Consider the following 3,082-nt stretch of genomic DNA (forward strand, 5'->3'; position numbering starts at 1 on the left):
GTCGCTCAAGTGCTTTTTGCCACCTTTTTACTGTAACGGTCCTTGGCCGACGCCCTCTCGCCCCGCCAGTCAAGCCTCGCTCTTGTTCTTGCCCAGATCCACACCGAGCTGCTTGAGCTTGCGATACAAGTGCGTGCGCTCCAGCCCCGTCTTCTCGGCCACGCGCGTCATCGATCCGCCTTCCTTCGCCAGGTGGAATTCAAAGTACGACTTTTCGAATTCATCGCGCGCGTCGCGCAGCGGCTTGTCGAGCTCGAAGAGCTGGCGCGCCTGCGGGCCCATCTCCACCACCGGCGGAATGGTCTGGCCGCCCGTCATGGCGGCTTCCACCGTCAGTTCCACCGGCTGCGCCATCGGCATCACGCCCGACATGCCGGGCTTGCGCACCGGCGGCACGACGACGCCGCCGGCGCCCACGCGGGCCAGGCCGGCTTCCACCGCCTTGAGCAGCTTCTGCATGGTGATCGGCTTTTCCAGGAAGGAATGCGCGCCGATCTTGGTGGCCTCCACCGCCGTCTCGATGGTGGCGTGGCCGCTCATCATCACCACAGGCATGGTGAGCAGGCCGCTGGTGGACCACTCCTTGAGCAGCGTCACGCCGTCGGTGTCGGGCATCCAGATGTCCAGCAGCACCAGGTCGGGCCGCAGGCGCTGCCGCGCCGCCCGGGCCTGGGCTGCGTTTTCCGCCAGCTCGACGGTGTGACCCTCGTCGTTCAGGATCTCGGACAACAGGTCCCGAATGCCATGTTCGTCGTCCACCACCAGAATGTTTGCCATCGTCCCTGCCAAAGTAAACCGTCACTCACTCGCCCGGCCTGCACCGGGCACCCGCCGCCGCACCCGGTGTGCGCCGCGGCCACGCAGTGACTCAGCGTGGGGCCGTTGCTAACCAGCAACTCCAAATGATAACGACACTTGGGCTCCCAGGATGACACCGTTCTCTGTCCTGTTCTTGAGATCGATCCGCGCGCCATGCTCATCCGCAATTTTTTTCACGACTGCCAGACCCAGGCCGGTGCCTTTGCTCTTGGTTGTAACGTAAGGTTCGAAGGCGCGCTTCAGGATATGGTCAGGAAAGCCGGCCCCGTTGTCCTGCACCACCAGCCGCACCCGCTTGGCCGCCTGGTTCCACTGGGTGCGCACCACCACCTCGCCGCCAGACCGGCCTTCGGTCGCGTCCTGGGCGTTCAGCAGCAAGTTGTGGATCACCTGGCGCACCTGCTGCGCGTCGCCCAGGACCGCCGGGCTGTCCGGATCCAGCTCCATCCGCACCGGGATCTGAGCCGACGCATGGGTCGCCTCGCCCTCGCGGCCATACAGCATCAGCACGTCCGCCACCAGCGTGTTCAGCTCGAGCGGCTTGAGTTCCGCCGCCGGCAGCCGCGCGTAGTCGCGAAATTCATTGACCAGCCGCTTCATCGAGTCGACCTGGTCGACGATGGTGCGGACCGACTTGGCCAGCAAGGCCCGCTCCGGCTCCACCAGCTTGCCGGCCAGCTTCATTTCCAGCCGCTCGGCCGACAGCTGGATCGGCGTCAGCGGGTTCTTGATCTCGTGCGCCAGCCGCCGCGCCACCTCGCCCCAGGCCTGGGCCCGCTGCGCCGAAACGATCTCGGAAATGTCGTCGAACACCAGCAGCCGCGCCGTGCCGGGCATTTCAGCGCCGCGCGCCACCAGCGTCACCACGTCGGACCGCGGCGCGCCGCTGGTGTGCCCGGTGTTCAGCTCGAACGATTGCTGCCAGTGGTCCAGCTCACGCTGGCTGCGGTCGTTCAGGAACTCGTCAAAGCGCTGTTGCACGGCGGCGCCGAAGCTGGCCAACCCGTCGATCTCGGCCAGCTTGCGCCCCCCGGACTCGTCCAGCGGCACCCGCAGGATGCGGGCGGCGCCGGGGTTGCAGGTCTGGATCCGGCCTTCCGCGTCCAGCACGACCACGCCCGCCGTCAGGTTGTCCAGGATGGTCTGCAGGTTGGCCCGCGCCGCGCTGACCTGGCCCATGCTCTTTTCCACCGCGCCGCGGGCGTCGGCCAGTTGCTGCGTCATGTCGGCGAAGGCGCGCGTCAGCCCGCCCAGTTCGTCCTTGCCCTGCAGCGCCGGCTTGGGCGACAGGTCGCCGGCTGCCACCTCGCTGACGCCGGCGGCCAGCAGCAGCAGCGGGCGGGCCAGCTGGTTGCCCAGGATCACCGCCAGCAGCACGGCGCCGAACACGGCCAGGAACAGGCTCAGGGTGAGCGTGCCGATGTACATGCGGCGCAGCCCGTCGCGCGCCAGCGCCAGCTCCTGGTACTCGCGGTTGGCCTCCTGCACCGCGATCGCATTGGCCACCAGCGTGGGCGGCACGCCGATCGTCGCCTGCAGGTAGCGCGGCTCCGCCAGCAGGCCCAGGCTGGGATGCGGCACCACCACCAGCGCCTTGATCCGGGCGTTGTTGACGGAGGCGGGGCTCGCATCTTCCAGGCCCTCGACGAAGGTCAGCGTGCGCTGGTTGCGCGCCGTGCGCAGCTGCTGCGGTGTCGGCCGTTCCGGATTGAGCAGGAAGCGGCTTTGCCCGGTGCTGGCCAGCAGCTGGCCGGAGGGGCTCCACAGCACCACGTCGGTGGCATTGAGCTGCTCGCGCACGCGCTCGAGCACCAGCCCGGCGGACGTGTCTGGCGTGTCCGCCACCTGGGCGGCGGCCGCGCGGGTCTTGCTGGCGAAGTCGCTCGACAAGGTGTCCAGCGTGGCCCGCCCCAGGCTCAGGCCCGCGTCCAGCGCGCCTTCCACCTTGACGTCGAACCAGCTCTCGATGGAGCGCGTGACGAACTGGTACGACACCACGTAGATCAGCAGTCCCGGCAACAGCCCCACCAGCGCGAAGATCAGCGCCAGCTTCACCAGCAGCCGGCTGCCGAACTTGCCGCGCCGCAGCCGCGAGGCCAGCCGCACCGCCACCCACATGATCACGGCCAGCAGCGCGCCGGCCACCACCATGTTCAGCGCGAACAGGCGGCCGTAGTTGCGCTCGTACAGCTCGCGGTTGTTGGTGGCCTGCGTCAGCAGGAACATCAGCACGATGCCGATGGCGACGATCACGGTGACCGCC

Annotated in this window: 2 protein-coding genes; both read right to left on the minus strand. The window is 68.1% G+C overall.

Features of this window, described 5'->3' with window-relative positions:
- Positions 1 to 69 precede the first annotated feature (69 nt).
- Entirely contained in the window at positions 70 to 777 is a 708-nt protein-coding gene (locus tag JWP65_RS15960) for a response regulator (protein WP_299765454.1), read from the minus strand.
- A 108-nt stretch (positions 778 to 885) separates the two neighbouring features.
- A partial coding sequence (locus tag JWP65_RS15965; RefSeq protein WP_299765456.1) for an ATP-binding protein occupies positions 886 to 3,082 on the minus strand: 2,197 nt, incomplete at its 5' end.

The organism is Ramlibacter sp. (assembly GCF_028292805.1).
Lineage (GTDB): Bacteria > Pseudomonadota > Gammaproteobacteria > Burkholderiales > Burkholderiaceae_C > Ramlibacter.